Consider the following 18,650-nt stretch of genomic DNA (forward strand, 5'->3'; position numbering starts at 1 on the left):
GCCACCGCGTTACCAGTCCAGCTGCTTGGGCAACAGGCCCTTCAGTTCGGCGTCGGTCAGGTTGCGCCACTGGCCGGGCTTGAGCGCCCCGATCTTGATGTTGTCGATGCGTACCCGGCGCAGCTGGGTGACGCGGTAGCCGAACGCGGCCGCCATCAGGCGGATCTGCCGGTTCAAGCCCTGCTCCAGGATGATGCGGAAGCCGAACTTGGCAATCCGCGAGGTCCGGCACGGCAGGGTGGTCTCGTTGTGGATGCGAACGCCGCGGGCCATGCCACGCAGGAACTCGTCGGTGACCGGCTTGTTCACCGCCACCAGGTACTCCTTCTGGTGGCCGTTCTCGGCGCGCAGGATCTGGTTGACGATGTCGCCATTGCTGGTCATCAGGATCAGGCCTTCGGAATCCTTGTCCAGGCGGCCGATCGGGAAAATGCGCTGCTCATGGCCGACGAAGTCGACGATGTTGCCCTTGACCGCGCTCTCGGTGGTGCAGGTCACCCCGACCGGCTTGTTCAAGGCGATGTACACATGGCGGCGGCCGCCGGCCTTTTTCGCTTCGCGGGCGCGCAGCGGCTGGCCGTCGACCAGCACCACGTCGCCCTCCCCGACCACCGCGCCGGTACCGGCGGCGATGCCGTTGACGGTGACGCGGCGTTCGCCGATCAGGCGGTCGGCTTCACGCCGGGAACAGAAGCCGGTTTCGGCGATGTGCTTGTTGAGTCGAATGGTCATCACGCCATTATCCGGGAAAAACCGCGGCTTCGCGGCAGCACCGGCAGAAACATTCAGGCCGGTTGCATCGGGTCTGGGGCCGCCCCACTTTCGGCGTCATAGACCTGGTTGCGCCCGGCCCGCTTGGCGCAGTACATCGCATGGTCGGCACGGCGCAGCAGCCCGGCCAGATCGTCATGCCCGGGCCGCCACACAGCCAGGCCGATGCTGGCGGTCAGCGCCAATCCGTCCAGGCCCAGGGTCGGCGATACCGCGGCGACCTGCTGGCGCACGCTTTCCAGCCGCGTCCGCGCGGCCGCAGGGTTGGCCCCCGGCAGCAGAATCAGGAATTCTTCCCCGCCCATGCGCACTACATGGTCCTGGGTGCGCACTGCTGCGCGCAGCGCGCGCGCCACGGCGACCAGGACCTGGTCGCCGGCCTCGTGGCCGAACTGGTCGTTGATGTCCTTGAACAGATCGATGTCCAGGAACCCGATCACCAGCGGCTGCTGCTCATGGGCGGGACGCTCCAGGTGCCGGGCGAGCAGGCGCAGGCCGGCGCGGCGGTTGGGCAACCCGGTCAGACCATCGGTGTCGGCCAGCTGGCGCATCTCGTCACGCTGCTGGCGCAGCCGCCCCAGACGCAGATTGAGCGCATAGGCCGACATCATCAGGAACCAGGTCGCCGAGAGCTGCAACGCTTCAATCCGGTAGGCGATCAGCCACTGCGCCTGAACCAGGTCTGCCAGCATCATCACCCACCACGGCAGCAGCGCCAGCAGGCCGGCCAGGGCGTAGTAGTCGCGCCGGCGCAGCGCCCACAGACCGACACCCAGGCAAACGATGCTGCCCAGCTGGAACACGTGCTCCATCACGTCGGCCAGCCACGCCAGGCCCCCCGTGCCCAGCCACGGCACGCACAGCGCCGCAGCAACACCGGACCACAGCACCAGCTGCTGGGCCAGCCGCGAACGCGGCCACAGGCGGTCGCCGCCGTTCAGCCGCCACAGCACCGGCAGCAGGATCCCCAGGGTGACCGCGCTGAGCCCGACCTGCCACCACGCGGCGCTTTCGTACACCGGAAGCCAAGGCTCGGGGTAGCCGCTCAGGCCACTCAGCACCGCCTGCCACAGCACGAACACCAGGCAGACCGCCACGTAGATCAGGAACGAGCGGTCCTTGGCGGTGACGTAGCCCATCAACGCCGACAATGCCAGCGCAATCGCCACGGCAATACAGGACACGCGGACCAGCAGGCGCGCGGTGTCGTTCTGCTGCACCGGGCTGGGTGCACCCAACCGCACGGTGGGAATCCAGTACGCCTTGAGCGGCGTGGTCCACGACACCACGATGGGTTCGTGGTCGCCGGCCTTGGGCACGACCACCATGCCGATGCCGGCACGGAAGCGTGAATCGCGGGTGCGCGCATCGTGCATGTTGCCGCAGATCTGACGATTGCCGTGACTGATGCGCACCTCACCGGTGAACACCCCGAACACATCGATCGCCTGCGGCTCACCGGACCAGCCTTCGGGCGGTGCCGGCACGTTCAGCACTTCCTGGTGCCGCGCCAGCACCTCGGGCGGGCAGGCGCGCTGCGGCGTCTGTTCGGCCGTGGCTGCGCCGAGCAGCAGAACATCGTGCCCCGGTTCAGGGGCGTGGGCCAGCGCCAGCAGCGGCAGCATGAACGCCAGCACGCACAGCAGCCAGACCAGGCCCGTCTGACCTAGCCTGTCGTGCTTGAACCTCACTTCGCCTTGCCTCACGCCACAGTCCCACGTGCTGCCGACACACCCTGCGCGCGCCGTCCCCTGCGACCATTATCGCAAGAACTGCTGCACGGCAACTGCCCTACGATAGTCCCGGTGCTACCGCGACCCATCCGACGCGGCCCGGGCGGCCCAGAGCGCTGACTGGGTCATCTTCTCCAGCGGCATCGGCCGTTCCACGGCGTAGCCTTGAAGGCCATTCACGCCCAGTGACTGCAGCTGGTCGGCCACCTCGTCCGATTCCACCCATTCGGCGATCACGGTCATGTGCAGTTCCCGACCGATCTCGGTGATGGCCCGTACCGTGGCCCGGCTGACCGGGTCCACGTCCATGTCACGGACGAACACGCCGTCGATCTTCAGCATGTCCGCGGGGAGCTGGCGCAGGTAGCCGAACGAGGACAGACCCGAACCGAAGTCGTCCAGTGCCACCCGGCAGCCACGCGCCTTCACCGCTTCGACGAAGCTGCGCGCCTGGTCCAGGTTGCTGATCGCGGCCGTCTCCGTCACCTCAAAGCACAGCTTGCGAGCCAGTCCCCGGTTGCGCTCCAGCAGGTCGCTCACATAGGCCAGGAAGCTGGGTTCGGCAATCGACTGCGCCGACACGTTCACATTGCACAGCCCCAGGCGCTGGACATGGCCGGGACAGACCTGCAGGTGGCGGAACAGCAGGCCCAGCACGTGCCGGTCCAGCGCCATGCCCATGCCGTACCGCTCCACCGCCGGCATGAACTCACCCGGCGTGTGCAGCTGGCCATCACGCCCGCGCAGGCGCACCAGCACCTCGTAGTGCAGGAATGCCGGATCATCACGCCAGGCGATGCGCTGGGCATACAGCAGCATGCGGTTGTCGGCCATGGCGGACGAAACACGGGCTAGGCGCTCGGCCTCGCGCCGCCGTTCCTCCAGCGCCTCACGGGTCTCGTTGAAGAAGTGGATGCGGTTGCGTCCGGCCTGCTTGGCGGCATAGCAGGCGCTGTCGGCCGCACTCATCAGCCAGTTCACATCGGCCGCGTCGGCGGTGATCTCCACCACCCCGACACTACAGCGCACCTGCGGTGTGCCCTCATCCTGCACCGCGCCCGCCTGCCCCAGCGAGCGCATGACCCGTTGCAGCACCTGGCGGGCGTCTTCCTGCCCGGCGTGGGCCAGGAACAGGGCGAACTCATCCCCGCCCATGCGCCCGACCCAGTCACCGTCGCGCACTGCGCCCACCAGGTATTCGGCCAGGCTGCGCAGCAGCTGGTCGCCGGCGGCGTGGCCGAGGCCGTCGTTGACCAGTTTGAAGTAGTCCAGGTCGATGTAGCACAGGCTGTGCACGCCGCCATGGGTGCGGACGTTCAACAGCGCCTGCTCCAGCCGCCGCTCGATCTCGCGGCGATTGATCAGCCCGGTCAGCGGGTCGTGGCTGGCCTGGTGTTCCACTTCGCGCGCCAGTGCGTGGTTCTGGGACACGTCCTCGATCATCGCGAACACCCGCGGTACCCGGGTGGGGGTGTGGACGAGCGTGCCGCTGCTGCGCCCCCACAGCAGACTGCCGTCGGCACGCCGGAAGCGCAGTTCCGCCGGCCGCAGCTGCTGCGGCCAGTCGATGGCCCCTTCCGCGGTCTGCACCAGTTCGCCTTCCACCAGCAGCTCGGGCAGGGTCATGCCCAGCAGGGATTCGCGGCGGTAGCCCGGCATGTCCGCCGCACTCTGATTGGCCTCGACGATACGGCCTTCCACGTCCAGTTTGAGCATGCCGATGGTGGCCTGGTAGAACGCGGCCCGGAAACGGCTTTCCTTTTCGATCAGGTCATTGCGCACGCGGCGCGCCAGCAGCACCGCGACCACCGTGATCAGCAGCACCGACAAGCCGCCCACCGTCAGCGTGGTGATGCGCACCACCGAGGCGGTATTGAGCAGCGATTTCGAGTAGGCGTTGGCGTGCGCCTGCAGGCTGCGGTCCAGTGCCTGCAGATGCAGCAGCATCGCCTGGCGTACTTCTGGCGGCATGCCGCCGGCCTGATGCATTCCTTCGGCGGCGTCGGCCATCTGCTGGAGCTGCAGCAGCCCGTGGTCGGTGCGTCGCCAGAACTGCACCGCATCGCGGAAGTAGCTCATGCCGCCCAGATATCGGAACGAGAGAATCAGGCGCTCGACATCGGCCGGCGTGTTGTTTCCCTGCAGCAACCCCTTGCGCGCGCGCTGCCAGTCCAGGTCGTCCTGCTCCATGGCAAACCGCGCGTCCAGGTCACCCAGCGGGACCGCCAGGGCAGCCCGTGCATCGGCCAGGTTGGCGGGATTGCCCGATTCGATATACCGCGCCAGCGAGAATGTGGCGCGCTGCTGCCCGCGCGACCAGTGGCTCTGCCCGACAATCCACGCGGTGGATGCCGCCTGCAGTTCCTGGATCAGCGCGGAGATGCCGACCAGACCGATCGCCATTCCGGTAAGCAGCACAAACCGCAGTGTCAGGCCCCGTGTCACGTGCGGTACTGCGTTGCCACCTCCCTCTCTGTTGCCGCCTCCCAGCATGCGCCCTCCTGTCCTGTCGTCGCTGGTTGCGATTCCAGGCTGGCCTGCGCCCGCCGACGCCTGCCCGCCCTCCCAAGCACGCCATACCCCTTGAGGCTATGTGCGTGGGTGTTGAGATGGCGCGAAAAAAGACCCTGAACGAAAAACGCCAGCCCGGGGGCTGGCGTTTGTCAGGGGTCAGCGCGGACCGCGCGGCTTGAAGCCGTCACGACGCGGCGGGCGGTCGTTGCCGCCCGGGCCGCCGCGATGGCCGCCCGGCTTGCCCGGACCACGACCGAACTTCGGCTTGAACGGGGCGCGCGCCGACGGGGTCAGGTCTTCACCCGGCTCGACCCGGCGCATGTGCAGCTGCTGGCCAGCCACCCACACCTTCTTCAGATGGCCGAGCAGGTCGGCCGGCATTTCCGCCGGCAGGTCCAGCACCGAGAAGTCGTCATGGATGTCGATGCGGCCGATGTAGCGGCTTTCCAGCCCGGCTTCATTGGCGATCGCGCCAACGATGTTGCCCGGCTTGACCCCGTGCACATGGCCCACTTCGATACGGAAGGTTTCCATGCCCGGCTCCGGAGCACCGCGCGGGGCGATGTCACGGCGCGGAGCACGTTCGAAGCCGCCGTCCTGCGCACCGAAGTCACCTTCCGGACGCGGACCGCGCACGGCGCGTTCGTCGTCACGACGCGGGCCACGCTCGAAACGCGGCTCGAACCGCGACGGGCGCTCACCGCGCTCCTGGCGCTCACGCGGGGCACGTTCTTCACGCGGACCGCGCACCGGCGGGGTCAGCAGGAACGGCGAGTCGCCCTGCAGCAGCTTGGCCAGCGCAGCGGCGATGTCGATCGCCGGCACGTTGTTTTCGCCTTCAAAGCGCTGCAGCAGGTCGCGGTAGAAGTCGATGTTGCCTTCACCCAGTGCGTCACTGATGCGGCTCATGAACTTGTTCACGCGGGTGTCGTTGACCGCGTCCACGCTCGGCAGCTGCATCTCTTCGATCGGCTGGCGGGTGGCGCGCTCGATCGCGCGCAGCATGCCCTTCTCGCGCGGGGTGACGAACAGAATCGCCTCACCGCTGCGGCCGGCGCGGCCGGTACGGCCGATGCGGTGCACGTAGCTTTCGGTGTCGTACGGAATGTCGTAGTTCAGCACGTGGCTGATGCGCTCCACGTCCAGGCCGCGTGCGGCCACGTCGGTGGCCACCAGGATGTCCAGCTTGCCTTCCTTGAGCTGACCGATGGTGCGCTCACGCTGGGCCTGCTGCATGTCGCCGTTGATCGCCGCCGCGGCCAGGCCGCGCGCCTGCAGCTTTTCTGCCAGCTCTTCGGTACCGGCCTTGGTCCGCGCGAAGATGATCATCGCGTCGAACGGTTCCACTTCCAGGATGCGGGTCAGCGCATCGAGCTTGTGCAGCCCGCTCACCCACCAGTAACGCTGGCGGATGTTGGCCGAGGTGGTGGTCTTGGCCGCGATGGTGACTTCGGCCGGATTCTGCAGGTAGGTCTGCGCGATGCGGCGGATCTGCGGCGGCATGGTGGCCGAGAACAGCGCCACCTGGCGGGTTTCCGGCAGCTTCTTCAGCACCGCTTCGACGTCGTCGATGAAGCCCATGCGCAGCATTTCATCGGCTTCGTCCAGCACCAGCGTCTTCAGCTCGGACAGGTCCAGGGTGCCGCGATCGAGGTGGTCGATCACGCGGCCCGGGGTACCCACGACCACGTGGACGCCACGGCGCAGGGCCGACAGCTGCTGGGCGTAGGGCTGGCCGCCGTACACCGGCAGCACGCGGAAGCCGGGGATCTTGGCCGAGTAGGTCTGGAACGCCTCGGCGACCTGGATGGCCAGTTCGCGGGTCGGGGCCAGCACCAGCACCTGCGGCTTGATCTGGTTGAAGTCCAGGTTGGACAGCACCGGCAGCGCGAACGCTGCGGTCTTGCCGGTACCGGTCTGGGCCTGGCCCAGCACGTCGCGGCCTTCCAGCATCGCCGGAATGGTGGCCGCCTGGATCGGCGAAGGGGTTTCATAGCCGACGGCGGCGACGGCCTGCATCACAGCGTCGGACAGGCCGAGGTCTGCAAACAGCAGCGGCGCGGAAGATTCTTGGGACATGGGAAACTCCAAAGGCACTGCCGTCTTACAGGGCAGTGCGATAAAAAAAGGTGATGGTTCGCGCTTTGGGCGCCCTTTCTTATCGCGTGCCCTGGCGCTGCTCGTTTGGAGGAGAATTCACTCGCTCAGGCCGACATGATACCGCATCGTTCCTGAACAACGTATACAGATTCCGGCCTGGATGCCGTTCTGGCGCGCGCTGGCGCACAATACGCGCCCTCTTCCGGCCCGGCTCCTCGTCCGTGCCCTTCACAGGATACCCCCTCCATGCAGACCCTCGAATTTGATCTGGACGGCGAGTACGTCGAACTGAAACAGCTGCTCAAGCTGGCCGACCTGGTCACCAGCGGTGGCGAGGCGAAGATGCTGATCGGCGATGGGCAGGTGCTGGTCGACGGCCAGGTGGAACTGCGCAAAGCCTGCAAGATCCGCGCAGGCCAGCAGGTTCAGTTTGGCGATTCGGTCATCCACGTGTTGGCGGCCAACCAACAGTAGGTCACCGCTGGGTGAGGTGCGCGGCGATCAGCTTGCGGAACGGCACCACCCCCTGCGCCAGCCGCAATCCGGCCCGACGCAGCACCCGGGCCGGCAGGCGGTCGTCGGTGTACAGCGTGGTGATGGCATTGGTGGCCTCATACAACGGCCGTGCGGCCAGCCGGTGCCCGCGTTCGTAGCGGGCCAGCCCGGCCGGCGCGGCAATATCGGTCCCGCGCTGCGCTGCCGCGCGCAGCACCGCTGCCAGTCGGTCCTGGCTCTGCAGCCCCAGGTTGAAGCCATGCGCCGTCACCGGATGCATGCCAACGGCCGCATCCCCGATCAACGCACAGCGCTCGCCGACGAAGGCGTTGGCGAACACGCCCACCAGCGGATACGCCACCGGCTTGGCCACCGGCCGCATGTTGCCCAGGCGGTACTCGAACAGGGTGCTGACGCGGGCCCCGAAGCTGTCCTCGTCCAGCGCCATCAGCTCCGCGATCTGGCGCGGTGGCAAGGTGATCACCGCAGAAGCCAGTTCACCGTTGAGCGGCAGCAGGGCCATGGTGCGGCCATAGCCGAACCACTCCCACGCGGTGTGCTGGTGCGGCACGTCGATCTGCATGCGGCAGACCAGCATGGACTTGCCGAAGTCACGCAGTTTCGCGCCGATACCCAGCAGCCGGCGTGTTGATGAGAAACGGCTGTCAGCGGCCACGACCAGGCGCGCCTGCAGGCGGCGGCCGTCGCTGAGGGTCACCTCGCTGTACGCCGCCCCGGGCACCACCTCGCGCACGCTGGTTTCGTCGATCAACTGCAGGCCGGCCTGGCCCTGCACGCTGTCCCACGCGGCACGGCGGATCAGGTGATTGGGCACCAGCCAACCCAGCGCATCGCCCTGGCGCTGGTCGGCGGCAAAGGTCAACGCGAACGGCGAGCTGCCGTCCATGACCCGGGCATCGCGCAGGTCGGAAACCTCGGTCGGGTCCAGCCGGTCCCACACGCCGAGCTGCTCCAGGATGCGGCGCGAGGCGTGGGTGAGTGCGATTTCGCGGCCGTCAAACGCTGCCTCGGCCAGTGCCGCGCGCGGCTGCAGCTCCACCAGGGTCACTGACAGGCCGCTGTCGGCCAGCGCGCGGGCGAAGCACAGCCCGGCCGGCCCGGCCCCCACCACCAGCACGTCGACCGTGCCGATCTGCTGGCCTGCGGCGGTGTCCTGCGCGCCCTGCGCCTGGGTTCCGGTGTCCGACATGATTCCTTCCTGATGACGAGTCGCCCTTGAGCTTAACGCTCTGCCCGGCCCACGCCCTTGATCTGGATCAGCCGGGTTCGCCGGCATTCACCGGCAGGGCAGGTGGCGTGCGTCAGGGTGCGGCGGCACGCACGCTGTAGCCGGCCAAGCGCCAGACCTTGTCCTCGTCCAGGCGGAAGGAAACCAGCTCGCGCACCGGCTGGGCGCTGTTGGCGAACTGGGTGGGGAAGCTGACGTTGATGTACAGCCCCTCCGGCACGGTGGCACCCGGGCCGTACTTCACCCGCGTCACCACCGGCTGGCCGCGCGTGGTCAGTGCGCCCAGGCGCTTGCGGTCGGCAGCGAGCTGGTTGACGAAGGTCTGCTCGGGCACGGCCTTGCGGGCGACGGCCGAGGCTCCCTTCCAGGCCTCGGCAGCCCGGTTGCTGTCCACCAATACGGCGATCTGGCGGGCGGCAGCGCTGAGTTGGTCGTCCTGTTCCTTGACCTGCTTCTGCTGGGCCGGAGTCAGTGCCGGCCGTGCGGGTGTCGCCGCGGTTGCCGGTGCAGCGGCCGCTGGCGCGGACGGTGCCGGACGCGCCGGTGCGGGGGCAGGCGTGGCCGGGGCCGGTGTCTGGGCCAGCGTGGCGACAGGCAGCAGGAGCGACAGCAGCAACGAAACGCGCATCGGTTCACCATCCACGTGAAAGGTGGGCTGAGTCTAAGCCACTGCCGTTAGCGCGCCGTCAGTTGCGTTCGGCCGCCTCTGCCGCAGGCTGCGCCGCTTCGCTGGCGGTGCGCTCGGCCAGCGGGTCCTGCGGCTTGGTCGCCGCCGGCGGCAACAGGGTGGACACATCGATTTCCGACAGCGGGCTTTCTGCCGGGCAGGTCTCGTCCGGGAAGCCGAACCGCTGCTTCAAGGTCTGCCCGCAGGCCGTGACCGCCTCCAGTTCGCTGCCCTCGCGCTTGCACTCCTGGTCGAATGCCACCAGGAAGGCGTCCTTGCGCCGCACGAAGTCGTCGCCGCATTTGCGCATCTGCTTGATGCGTTCCAGGTCGTCCTGCACCGCGTTGGTGCCATCCAGCCCGAACTGGCGCAGTTCGTCGGCGCTGAGCAGACGCAGGCTGCGATTGGGCACGGTCATCATCAGGTCGGCCACGCCGACCGCCACACCGTTGCGCTGCAGGTAATCCTTGACGTTGTCATAGACCTGCTGCAGCTCGCCGTTGAGTTCGGCGCGCGAGGTCGCCTTGGAGCTGATCCGCATCATCCGATGGATGCCGACCTTGCCCGCGATAAGGCGGTTGTCACCGGCCGCCAGCACGAACACGCAGGCGCTGTGGCACACCGACCCTTCACGCACCCAGATCGTCCAGCGTGATTCGCCGATGCGGTCGCCGGCCACGATCGCCGCTTCAACCTGGCCACCACTCGAGTCCAGGTCGAGGATGCGGCTCTGGATGTGCTGTGCTTCGGCCACCAGCGCGGTGCGCGCGACCAGTTCGGAGAAACCCGGGTTGATCTTGCCCACGTAGCGCAGGCGCAGCAGACCCCGTTCCGCGCATGGCGTAATGGCCGCATCCAGGCTGGCGCGATCCAGCGCTTCCAGCGCGACGCCGTCGCCGACGTCACCTGCGTAGTCGGTATCACAGCTGATCCAGGCCTTGCCGTTCTCCAGGGCGACGTCCGGCCAGCCCTGCTCGCCCTTGCGCGGCGGCGGCGGCACCGCCGGTGGCGCATCGGCGGCGTTGATCGACACCATGTTGTTGCCATCCACCGCCGGTGCCCGCGCGGCCTTGTCAGCGGCGGTCACGTTGCCCGGGTTCTCCAACTGGCTGCAGGCCACCAGGCCCAGACACAGCAACGGCAATCCCCACGACTTGAGCAACATGAATACCCGGTTCCCGTTCGATGGCGTGCCAGAGGCGACACGTGAAGACACAGTCTAGTGCGAGCGGGGCCGCGCGCGGGAACCTGCCCTGAACCGCCCGGGCCGCGTGCCTCATACATGTCCGAAAATGGCGAGCCACGGCCCACATCGGGGCATAGACTGGCTCCCATGGACACCGCCCCGCCCCTGGACTACGCCGCCTGTGAAAGCGCCCGCCTCGCCCGCGACGCGCGCTTCGACGGCGTGTTCTACACCGCCGTGCGCAGCACCGGCATCTACTGCCGGCCGGTCTGCCCGGCCCCGCCGCCGAAGCCGCGCAATGTGGACTACTACCCCACCGCCGCTGCCGCTGCGGCCGCCGGCTTCCGCCCGTGCCTGCGCTGTCGCCCTGAACTCGCTCCCGAAGCCCAGGACGCGCTGCACAATGAAACCCTGCAGCGTGCGCTGGCATTGATTCACGACGGCTACCTGCAGGACGCGGCGGTCAGCGACCTGGCCGCACGCCTGGGACTGAGCGCGCGCCAGCTGCAGCGCCTCTTTGTGGCCCGGCTGGGCGCGGCCCCTGCACAGATCCATGCCACCCGCCGGCTGCTGCTGGCCAAGCAGCTGCTCACTGAAACCGCCCTGCCGGTCACCGACGTGGCCATGGCCGCCGGCTACAACAGCCTGCGCCGCTTCAACGCCGCCTTTCTGGAAGGCTGCGGCATGCCACCCACCGCGATCCGACGGCAGCGCGGCGCACTCGACGCCGGCGCTTTGACCCTGCGCCTGGGCTACCGGCCGCCGCTGGATTTCCCGGCCATGCTGGCGTTCCTGCGTCGGCGCTGCATTCCCGGCATCGAACAGATCGGCGAAGACCGCTACCAGCGCGTGATCGGTCCGCCCGAACGGCCCTCGATCATCACCGTGACCGCCGACCCGCGCCGACCCGAGCTGCTGCTGCAGCTGGGCCAGATTGATCCACGCGCGATTCCCGGAGTGGTACGCCGGGTGCGGCGCATTTTCGACCTCGACGCCGACCTGCGCATGGTGCATGCCAGCTTCGCGCAGGAACCGCTGCTGGCGCGGGGCGTGGCCGAACGCCCCGGCCTGCGCGTGCCCGGCGGCTGGGATGGCTTTGAAGTGGCGGTACGCGCAGTGCTCGGCCAGCAGGTCAGCGTGGCGGCCGCGATCACCCTGGCCCGGCGCGTGGTGGACCGCTTCGGCGGCGTGCTGGACGGCATGCCGGAAGGTCTGGACCGCGAGTTCCCGACACCCGCGCAGCTGGCCGACGCGCCACTGGAATCCATCGGCCTGCCGCGTTCGCGGGCGGCGACGGTGCGCGCCGTCGCCACCGCCGTCGCCGAAGGGCGACTGGACTTCGCCGCCGGCCAGCGCCTGGATGGCTTCATTGAACGCTGCGTCGCCCTGCCTGGCATCGGCCCCTGGACCGCGCATTACATCGCGCTGCGCGCGCTGGGCCTGCCCGATGCGTTCCCGGCGGGCGACCTGGTGCTGCAGCAGGTACTCGGCCAAGGCACGCGCCTGAGCGAACGCGCCACCGAAGCCCGCTCACAGGCGTGGCGACCGTGGCGTGCCTATGCGGTGCTGCATCTGTGGCATCTGGCCACGCCGACCGTGACGACTTCAGGAGACACGAAATGACCTTGCTCTACGACACCTTCGACAGCCCGATTGGCGCGCTGACCGTGGCCGGCGACAGCCAGGGCATCCACCACATCCTGTTCGAGAACAACCGCTACGACGCCAAGGGCCGCGAACGTTGGCAACGCGACGCCCATGCGCTGCGCGATGCACGCACCCAACTGCTGCAGTTCCTGCATGGCCAGCGCACCACGTTCGAACTGCCGCTGGCACCGCATGGCACCGATTTCCAGCTGCGGGTGTGGAAGGCGCTGGCGGATATTCCGTTCGGCCAGACCTGGAGCTACGTGCAGCTGGCCCGCCACATTGGCCAACCGACCGCGAGTCGTGCGGTGGGTGCGGCCAACGGGCGCAATCCGCTGCCGATCGTGCTGCCGTGCCACCGCGTGATCGGGGCCAGCGGTGCGCTGACCGGCTTTGGCGGCGGTATTGAGACCAAGGCTGCGTTGCTGGAGCTGGAAGGCCGGGGCACGCCGTTGCTGGTGTGATGTGCCATTGGTTGTCTTCGCGCGGTCACCCGTGCGGCCTATGATGGTCGGATGATCTCTGTCCGCCTGACTCTGGCGATTGCCGCCACCCTCGCGCTGACCAGCTGTGCCAGCACCCCTCCCACCTCGCCGGCCTCGGCGGCGTCCACGACGGTGGCGACGCAGGCACCGAAGCTGCTGCTGGTCTCCATCGACGGCCTGCGTGCGGACATGCTCGACAAGGGCATCACCCCGAATCTGTCGCGCATCGTGCATGAGGGTGTACGCGCGCAGTACATGACGCCGTCGTATCCCTCGCTCACGTTCCCGAACCACTACACGATCGTGACCGGGCTGCGCCCGAACCACCATGGCATCGTGCACAACAGCATGCACGAGGACGAGCTGGGCAGTTTCAAGCTGAGCATGCGCGAGGCGGTGACCGATTCGCGCTGGTGGGGCGGCGAGCCGATCTGGGTCGGCGCGGAAAAAGCCGGCCTGCGCACGGCGATCTGGTCCTGGCCCGGCAGCGAAGCCGCCATCCAGGGCGTGCGCCCGACAAAATGGCGGATCTACGATGGCACTGTGCCATTGCCAAACCGCGTGGACGAGGTGCTGGGCTGGGTGGCGCGCGATGACGCACAAGCCCCGCGACTGGTCACGCTGTACATGGAGAACGTGGACCATGAGGGTCACCAGCACGGACCGAACTCACCGGAGTACGCCGCAGCGGTCAAGGACGCGGATGCAGCGGTCGGTCGGCTGCTGGATGGCCTGCAGGCACGCGGCATTGCAGACACCACCAACGTGATCGTGGTCTCCGACCATGGCATGGCACTGGTGCCGGAAGGCAACACCATCGCGGTGGAAGACATGGTCGACCCGTCGCTGGCCAAGGACGTGTCGGTGGGCCAGTCGGTGGGTTTCGCGCCGCTGCCGGGCAAGCAGGCGCAGGCGGAGAAAGCGCTGCTGGGCGCACACGCGCAGTACGACTGCTGGACCCGCGAAACGCTGCCGGCGCGCTGGCAGTACGGTTCCAATCCCCGCATCCCACCGATCATCTGCCAGATGCACGAAGGCTGGAACGCGATGCGCCGCGACCGCATCCAGGAAAAATCAGGCGAGCGCGGCTCGCACGGTTATGACAATGCCCTGCCCTCGATGCGCGCGGTGTTCATCGCCCGCGGCCCGTCGTTCAAACAAGGAGAAACCCTGCCCGGTTTCGACAACGTCGACGTGTATCCGCTGCTGACGCGACTGCTGGGGATTCCGGCTGCGCCGAACGATGGCAATCCGCAGACGCTGCTGCCTGCGTTGAAGTAACCGCGCGCCAATAAAAAAAACGCGGCGCAAGCGCCGCGTTTTTCTCGACCGATCCAGATGGATCAGCTGGCCTTGGCCACAGCCTTCTTGGCAACGGCCTTCTTTGCCGGAGCCTTGGCCACGGTCTTCTTGGCGACCGGCGCAGCTGCGCCCACGGCCACCTTGCTCACGCTGTGCGAGCGCGAATTGCCATAGCTGGCGTTGTAGCGCTTGCCCTTGGCGGTCTTGCGGTCACCCTTACCCATGTCGTCAACTCCTTAAAGTCTGAATACTGATTACCCCGTACGGACACGGGTTCGGCAAGTCGGTCAGTTTTGACCGCCCTGCGCACGATCGGAAAGACTATCACACGGCCTCAATGCGCACAGCTGGCGTCGTGGACGTGGCCATGGTTGAGGCGCAGATTCACCAGGTGGGCGACACCCACCAGCACCCCACCCAGGGTCATCACGATCGCGTGCGGGACCGCCGAATGATGCAGCGGGTCGTACAGCAGCCCTGCCCACAGGGCCACCAGGCCCGGCACCAGAAAACCCAGCGCGCGCAGGGCACCGTGGCGGCGGTAGCCCCATACCAGGCTGAACAGCCCCAGCAGGGTCACGAAGCACACCAGGGCCAGTTCCACCCCGTCGCTCATCCACACCGACAGGCCCAACGACGGGGCCGCCGCCAGCAGTACCGGCAGCACCGCGCAGTGCACCGCACACAGCAGCGAACCGGTCGCACCAAAACGATCAAGTAGATGACGAAGGCGGGCAAACAGGGGCATGACTTCCAGCAGGGTCGGCGAGGCGATATGGAATAATATAACATCAATCCTGACGCACACCCCTTCCGGGTGTTCCACCCCTGTCACCCACCGTCCCAGACCGGGCCGGAAACGACAGGAAAGCTGCGCCAACTCATTGATACATTGTAACAATTTGACTGACGGACCCCATTCCATGCGCTCTCCCCGCCCCCTGCTCACTCCGCACGCGCTGTCCCTCGCGCTCGCCGTTGCCCTCGTTCCTGCCTTCGCCAGCGCCGCTGAAGACGGCGGTCATCCTGACCGCCACCTGACGGAATTGACCACTGTGAAGGTGACCGCCTCGCCCCTGCAGGGTGACGCCGAATCCCTGGCCCGTCCGGTCGAGGTGCTCGCGGGCGAGCGTCTGGACGAACAGAAGGCGGGCACCCTGGGCGAAACCGTTGCCAAGCTGCCTGGCGTGCAGACCACCTCGTTCGGCCCGGGTGTAGGCCGCCCGATCATCCGCGGTCAGGAAGGCCCGCGCGTGCAGGTGCTTTCCAATGGTGTCGGCAATCTCGATGCCTCCACGGTCAGTGCCGACCATGCCACCAGCATCGAGCCGTTCCTGGCCGACCAGGTGGAAGTCCTCAAGGGCCCGGCCACCCTGCTGTTCGGCAGCGGTGCCATCGGCGGCGCAGTGAATGTCGTGGATGGCCGCATTGCCAGCGAAATCCCGGACCGTCCGCTGAGCGGCCGCGCCGAACTGCGCGGCAACTCGGTCAATGACGAGCGCAGCGGCATGTTCCGCCTCGATGGTGTCAGCGGCAACGTGGTCCTGCATGTGGACGGCCTGGTCCGCAATGGCGACGACTACCGCATTCCCGGCTACGCCGTGGTCGATGGCCTGGAAGACCACAGCGGTCATGACCATGACGAAGCCGACGCCGATGAGCCGCGCCGCGGTCGCCTCGACAACAGCTCCATCCGCACCCGCGCCGGCGGCGTCGGTGCCACCTGGCTGGGTGAAGGCGGCTACTTCGGTGCCTCGGCCAGCACCTACCGCACCAATTACGGCATTCCCAATGGCGCGCACGTGCACGCCGCCGACGACGACCACGATCATGACGACCATGACCATGGCGACGAGGAGGAAGGCGACGAACATGATGTGCGCATCGACATGGTGCAGAACCGCTTCGACGTGAAGGGCGGCATCTACAACCCGGTGTCGTTCCTGAAGAACATCAACGTCCGCGCCGGCTACACCGACTACGAACACACCGAGCTGGAAGCGGGCACGCCTTCCACTCGCTTCACCAACCGCGGCATCGAAGGTCGCGTGGAAGCGACCCAGCAGCAGATCGGCGGCTGGGACGGGGCCTTCGGCCTGCAGTTCGGCCATACCGATTTCGGTGCGATCGGCGAAGAGGCCTTCGTGCCGAACACCGGCACCGAAAGCCTGGGCGTGTTCGTGCTGCAGGAAAAGCAGTTCGGTCCGCTGAAGGTGGAACTGGGTGCCCGCCAGGACAAGGTCAAGCTCGATCCCACCGGCGATTACCGCAAGCGCGACTTCGACGCGACCAACCTGTCGGCCGCCGGCATCTGGAAGCTGACCGATGGCGTCGACCTGCGCTTCGGCATCGACAGCTCCGAGCGTGCGCCCACCACCGAGGAGCTGTACGCCGCCGGTGCGCATATCGCCACCCGTTCGCTGGAGATCGGCGATGCCAACCTGAAGACCGAACGCGGCCAGCGCGTGGAACTGGGCATTCATACCCACAGCGACCTGGTCGATTTCTCCGCATCGATCTACCAGACCAAGTTCAAGGACTTCATCTATCTGGCGGATACCGGCGTGGTCGAAGACCTGCCGGTTCGACTGTGGACCCAGCAGGACGCCACCTTCAAGGGTGCCGAAGCCGAAGCGCTGTTCCACCTGTTCGAGGGCGGCGCAGGTGACTGGGATCTGCGCGTGTTCGGCGACTACGTCAAGGCCGAACTGGATGGCAGCGGCAGCCGCAGCGTCGACATCGCCGTGCCGCATGGCGACCACAACCACAACTACACCGTGGACATTGCCAACAGCGGCTACCTGCCCCGCATCTCCCCCGCGCGCGTTGGTGCCGACCTGCGCTGGTCGAAGGATGGCTGGCGCGCCTCTGTCGGCGCGGTGCGTTACAGCAGCCAGAAGGATGTGGCCCAGAACGAAGAACCCAGCGACGGCTACACCCTGGTCGATGCGCACCTGGCCTACCGCTGGGACCGCAACGACAGCAACAGCTACGAGTTCTTCCTGGACGGCAGCAACCTGACCAACCGCGAAGCCCGCCCGCACACCTCGCTGCTGCGTGATTACACCCCGCTGCCGGGCCGCGGCGTCGCGTTCGGCATCCGCGCGTATTTCTGATCCCTCCCTGGGTCTTTGGATACACCCTTAGGGGGCCGCAAGGCCCCCTTTTTTTGGCTTCGCCCGCGACCACAGTCTCCTGGATGAGTCACGAGGTAGCATCGGTCGACACCCGCCGTACAATCAGTCCACCTCCCCGCCGGAGTACCCGCATGGCCCCCGCTTCTCCTGCCCCGCGCATGCACTGGGGTCTGCTGGTTGCCGCTTCTGCGATCCTGATGGTGACCATGGGCGTGCGCCAGACCTCCGGGCTGTACGTCGACCCGATTCATCGCAGTACCGGGGTCAGCATCGTTGAGATCAGCTTTGCCCTGGCGATCGGGCAATTTGTCTGGGGCGCGGTGCAGCCGGTATTCGGTGCGGTGGCCGACCAGCGCGGTGCGTGGCCGGTGCTGCTGGCCGGTACCGTGTTGCTGGTGGCGGGTCTGCTGCTGGCACCGTTGCTGACCAGCCCGCTGGGGCTCAGCTTCACCCTCGGGCTATTGATGGCTGCCGGTGCGGGGGCCGGCAGCTTCTCCGTGCTGATCGGGGCTACAGCGCACCGTCTGCCTGCGCAGAAGCGCTCATTCGCCGCCGGATTGATCAACGCCGGCGGTTCGCTCGGCCAATTCGTCTTCGCCCCGCTGGTGCAGTGGGTGATCAGCACTGCCGGCTGGGCGCGGGCGATGTGGGTGATGGCCGCCGCCGCGCTGCTGTCATTGCCGATGGCCTGGCCACTGCGCCGTCGCGCGGGTGACCACGCGATCACCGCAGTGGAGGAAGACGGGGGCCTGCGCGCGCAACTGCAGCTCGCTGTGCGCAACCGCAGCTACTGGTACCTGCACATCGGCTTTTTCACCTGTGGCCTGCACATCGCCTTCCTGGTCACGCACCTGCCCGGCGAGATCGCGCTGTGTGGTCTGTCACCGACGGTGGCGTCCACGTCCATCGCGCTGATCGGGCTGTTCAACATCGCCGGCAGCCTGCTGGTCGGTGCGCTCGGCCAGCGCTATCGGATGAAGTACCTGCTGTTCTGGATGTACGCCAGCCGTGCGGTGATGATCGGGCTGTATCTGCTGGCTCCGCCGACCCCGCTCACGTTCTACCTGTTCGCGGCGGCGCTCGGATTTACCTGGCTGGCGACGGTACCGCCTACGGCGGGGCTGGTGGGCAAGTTGTTCGGGCCGCGCTATCTGGGCACGTTGTTCGGGCTGACGCTGTTGTCGCATCAGCTGGGCGGGTTCTTTGGGGCTTGGCTCGGTGGGTTGGCGCTGGCGCACTCGGGCAGCTATGTGTGGATGTGGTATGCGGACATGGCATTGGCGGCCGTGGCGGCCGTGGTGAACCTGCCGATCCGGGAAGCGCCTTATGGGTGTCATGCGGTGGGTGCGCGGTGACGGGGGTGG

General features: G+C 67.4%; 15 protein-coding genes. 6 read left to right on the plus strand and 9 right to left on the minus strand.

The window, feature by feature from the left end; translation table 11 throughout:
- Window positions 1-9: 9 nt before the first annotated feature.
- The 4 genes from QMX83_RS03205 to QMX83_RS03220 form a co-directional block, all read right to left on the minus strand.
- Window positions 10-732, minus strand: a complete 723-nt coding sequence (locus tag QMX83_RS03205; protein ID WP_282295201.1) for a pseudouridine synthase — start codon at window positions 730-732, stop codon at window positions 10-12.
- A 53-nt stretch (window positions 733-785) separates the two neighbouring features.
- Window positions 786-2,396: a GGDEF domain-containing protein gene (locus QMX83_RS03210; RefSeq protein ID WP_282295225.1), complete on the minus strand. Its 1,611-nt coding sequence runs from the start codon at window positions 2,394-2,396 to the stop codon at window positions 786-788.
- A gap of 183 nt (window positions 2,397-2,579) precedes the next feature.
- Window positions 2,580-4,907: an EAL domain-containing protein gene (locus QMX83_RS03215; RefSeq protein WP_282295202.1), complete on the minus strand. Its 2,328-nt coding sequence runs from the start codon at window positions 4,905-4,907 to the stop codon at window positions 2,580-2,582.
- A gap of 267 nt (window positions 4,908-5,174) precedes the next feature.
- Window positions 5,175-7,097 carry a DEAD/DEAH box helicase gene (locus QMX83_RS03220; RefSeq protein WP_282295203.1) on the minus strand — a complete coding sequence of 641 codons (1,923 nt, stop codon included), beginning with the start codon at window positions 7,095-7,097 and terminating at the stop codon, window positions 5,175-5,177.
- Between the two features lie 267 nt (window positions 7,098-7,364).
- Between QMX83_RS03220 and QMX83_RS03225 the strand changes: the two genes are divergently transcribed.
- Window positions 7,365-7,592: an RNA-binding S4 domain-containing protein gene (locus QMX83_RS03225; RefSeq protein WP_282295204.1), complete on the plus strand. Its 228-nt coding sequence runs from the start codon at window positions 7,365-7,367 to the stop codon at window positions 7,590-7,592.
- 1 nt (window position 7,593) lies between these two features.
- Here the strand turns inward: QMX83_RS03225 and ubiM are convergent, their stop codons facing one another.
- From ubiM to QMX83_RS03240, 3 genes are all read right to left on the minus strand, one after another.
- The gene (gene ubiM / locus QMX83_RS03230) at window positions 7,594-8,766 is read right to left on the minus strand and encodes a 5-demethoxyubiquinol-8 5-hydroxylase UbiM (protein ID WP_282295226.1); all 1,173 of its coding nucleotides are present in this window, start codon (window positions 8,764-8,766) and stop codon (window positions 7,594-7,596) included.
- Between the two features lie 169 nt (window positions 8,767-8,935).
- Window positions 8,936-9,490 carry a DUF4019 domain-containing protein gene (locus QMX83_RS03235; RefSeq protein WP_282295205.1) on the minus strand — a complete coding sequence of 185 codons (555 nt, stop codon included), beginning with the start codon at window positions 9,488-9,490 and terminating at the stop codon, window positions 8,936-8,938.
- 58 nt (window positions 9,491-9,548) lie between these two features.
- Complete coding sequence (locus tag QMX83_RS03240) at window positions 9,549-10,691, minus strand: hypothetical protein (RefSeq protein WP_282295227.1); 1,143 nt, start codon at window positions 10,689-10,691, stop codon at window positions 9,549-9,551.
- Window positions 10,692-10,862: 171 nt separating this feature from the next.
- Here QMX83_RS03240 and QMX83_RS03245 point away from each other — a divergent pair, with 171 nt between their 5' ends.
- The 3 genes from QMX83_RS03245 to QMX83_RS03255 are packed head-to-tail and all read left to right on the plus strand — an operon-like array spanning window position 10,863 to window position 14,128.
- Window positions 10,863-12,338 (plus strand): AlkA N-terminal domain-containing protein, encoded by a 1,476-nt coding sequence (locus QMX83_RS03245; RefSeq protein WP_282295206.1) that lies wholly within the window; start codon window positions 10,863-10,865, stop codon window positions 12,336-12,338.
- Window positions 12,335-12,826: a methylated-DNA--[protein]-cysteine S-methyltransferase gene (locus QMX83_RS03250; protein ID WP_282295208.1), complete on the plus strand. Its 492-nt coding sequence runs from the start codon at window positions 12,335-12,337 to the stop codon at window positions 12,824-12,826. The genes QMX83_RS03245 and QMX83_RS03250 overlap by 4 nt, the downstream gene beginning before the upstream one ends.
- Window positions 12,827-12,877: 51 nt before the next feature.
- On the plus strand, window positions 12,878-14,128 hold the full coding sequence (locus QMX83_RS03255; protein ID WP_282295209.1) for an ectonucleotide pyrophosphatase/phosphodiesterase: 1,251 nt from the start codon (window positions 12,878-12,880) through the stop codon (window positions 14,126-14,128).
- A gap of 62 nt (window positions 14,129-14,190) precedes the next feature.
- On the opposite strand, the gene QMX83_RS03260 is transcribed toward QMX83_RS03255, so the two are convergent.
- Entirely contained in the window at window positions 14,191-14,373 is a 183-nt protein-coding gene (locus QMX83_RS03260; RefSeq protein ID WP_125358291.1) for a 30S ribosomal protein THX, read from the minus strand.
- A gap of 110 nt (window positions 14,374-14,483) precedes the next feature.
- Window positions 14,484-14,897 carry a MerC domain-containing protein gene (locus QMX83_RS03265; protein ID WP_282295210.1) on the minus strand — a complete coding sequence of 138 codons (414 nt, stop codon included), beginning with the start codon at window positions 14,895-14,897 and terminating at the stop codon, window positions 14,484-14,486.
- Window positions 14,898-15,072: 175 nt separating this feature from the next.
- Here QMX83_RS03265 and QMX83_RS03270 point away from each other — a divergent pair, with 175 nt between their 5' ends.
- Both QMX83_RS03270 and QMX83_RS03275 read left to right on the plus strand, forming a co-directional pair.
- On the plus strand, window positions 15,073-17,265 hold the full coding sequence (locus QMX83_RS03270; RefSeq protein ID WP_282295211.1) for a TonB-dependent receptor: 2,193 nt from the start codon (window positions 15,073-15,075) through the stop codon (window positions 17,263-17,265).
- A 152-nt stretch (window positions 17,266-17,417) separates the two neighbouring features.
- On the plus strand, window positions 17,418-18,641 hold the full coding sequence (locus tag QMX83_RS03275) for an MFS transporter (RefSeq protein ID WP_282295212.1): 1,224 nt from the start codon (window positions 17,418-17,420) through the stop codon (window positions 18,639-18,641).
- The last annotated feature ends 9 nt before the right edge of the window (window positions 18,642-18,650 follow it).

Origin of the sequence: Stenotrophomonas sp. PS02289, from assembly GCF_029960115.1 — a bacterium.
In the GTDB taxonomy this organism is placed as follows: Bacteria; Pseudomonadota; Gammaproteobacteria; order Xanthomonadales; family Xanthomonadaceae; genus Stenotrophomonas.

Coding starts and splice junctions, on each gene's coding strand:
- QMX83_RS03205 (WP_282295201.1), bottom strand. CDS start 732: ATGACCATTCGACTCAACAAGCACATCGCCGAAACCGGCTTCTGTTCC.
- QMX83_RS03210 (WP_282295225.1), bottom strand. CDS start 2,396: ATGCTGCCGCTGCTGGCGCTGGCCCACGCCCCTGAACCGGGGCACGAT.
- QMX83_RS03215 (WP_282295202.1), bottom strand. CDS start 4,907: ATGGCGATCGGTCTGGTCGGCATCTCCGCGCTGATCCAGGAACTGCAG.
- QMX83_RS03220 (WP_282295203.1), bottom strand. CDS start 7,097: ATGTCCCAAGAATCTTCCGCGCCGCTGCTGTTTGCAGACCTCGGCCTG.
- QMX83_RS03225 (WP_282295204.1), top strand. CDS start 7,365: ATGCAGACCCTCGAATTTGATCTGGACGGCGAGTACGTCGAACTGAAA.
- QMX83_RS03235 (WP_282295205.1), bottom strand. CDS start 9,490: ATGCGCGTTTCGTTGCTGCTGTCGCTCCTGCTGCCTGTCGCCACGCTG.
- QMX83_RS03245 (WP_282295206.1), top strand. CDS start 10,863: ATGGACACCGCCCCGCCCCTGGACTACGCCGCCTGTGAAAGCGCCCGC.
- QMX83_RS03250 (WP_282295208.1), top strand. CDS start 12,335: ATGACCTTGCTCTACGACACCTTCGACAGCCCGATTGGCGCGCTGACC.
- QMX83_RS03255 (WP_282295209.1), top strand. CDS start 12,878: ATGATCTCTGTCCGCCTGACTCTGGCGATTGCCGCCACCCTCGCGCTG.
- QMX83_RS03260 (WP_125358291.1), bottom strand. CDS start 14,373: ATGGGTAAGGGTGACCGCAAGACCGCCAAGGGCAAGCGCTACAACGCC.
- QMX83_RS03265 (WP_282295210.1), bottom strand. CDS start 14,897: ATGCCCCTGTTTGCCCGCCTTCGTCATCTACTTGATCGTTTTGGTGCG.
- QMX83_RS03270 (WP_282295211.1), top strand. CDS start 15,073: ATGCGCTCTCCCCGCCCCCTGCTCACTCCGCACGCGCTGTCCCTCGCG.
- QMX83_RS03275 (WP_282295212.1), top strand. CDS start 17,418: ATGGCCCCCGCTTCTCCTGCCCCGCGCATGCACTGGGGTCTGCTGGTT.